Source organism: Achromobacter sp. GbtcB20 (genome assembly GCF_019091095.1).
Classification (GTDB): domain Bacteria; phylum Pseudomonadota; class Gammaproteobacteria; order Burkholderiales; family Burkholderiaceae_B; genus Achromobacter; species Achromobacter mucicolens.
This window is the reverse complement of sequence record NZ_JAGXJZ010000112.1, coordinates 1-701: the sequence shown is the minus strand read 5'-3', so window position 1 is coordinate 701 and position 701 is coordinate 1. Positions and strand designations below refer to the sequence as shown.

General features: G+C 66.9%; 1 protein-coding gene. It reads left to right on the top strand.

Annotated features, from left to right (window positions below; genetic code table 11):
- Positions 1-48: 48 nt before the first annotated feature.
- Complete coding sequence (mog, locus tag KVT32_RS28055; RefSeq protein ID WP_217619192.1) at positions 49-684, top strand: molybdopterin adenylyltransferase; 636 nt, start codon at positions 49-51, stop codon at positions 682-684.
- The last annotated feature ends 17 nt before the right edge of the window (positions 685-701 follow it).

Here is a 701-nt window from a genome sequence, read left to right as displayed (position 1 = left end):
AGGACAAGCAGGCTTCCAGCGACGAGGAATCCGATGACGACGAGCCTGATGACGAGTAAGGAAGTGGAACTGGTGATCGGCCTGGTGTCGGTCCCGGACCGCGCCAGCGGCGGCGTCTACGAGGACAAGGGCATTCCCGCCCTGCAGGACTGGCTGGCGTCCGCCATCACCACGCCCTTCCGGATCGAGCCGCGCCTGATCCCCGACGAGCGCGAACAGATCGAGAAGACCCTGGTCGAGCTGGTCGACGCGCAGGGCTGCCACCTGGTGCTGACCACCGGCGGCACCGGCCCCGCGCGGCGCGACGTCACGCCCGAGGCGACGCTCGCCGTCGGCACCAAGGAAATGCCGGGTTTCGGCGAGCAGATGCGCCAGATCAGCCTGCGGTTCGTGCCGACCGCGATCCTGTCGCGCCAGGTCGCCGTGATCCGCGAGACGCAGGACCACGCCGCCCTGATCATGAACCTGCCCGGCCAGCCGAAGGCGATCAAGGAAACCCTCGAAGGGTTGAAGGACGCTGACGGCAACGTTCTCGTTGGCGGCATCTTTGCCGCCGTCCCGTATTGCATCGACCTGATCGGCGGACCGTACATGGAAACCGATCCGGCCATCACCAGGGCCTGGCGTCCGAAGAACGCCCAGCGTCCCGCCACCGCCACCGCCCCACTCCAGGACCAGGCATGAACGAACTGTTGCAAAAC

Coding starts and splice junctions, on each gene's coding strand:
- mog (WP_217619192.1), top strand. CDS start 49: ATGACGAGTAAGGAAGTGGAACTGGTGATCGGCCTGGTGTCGGTCCCG.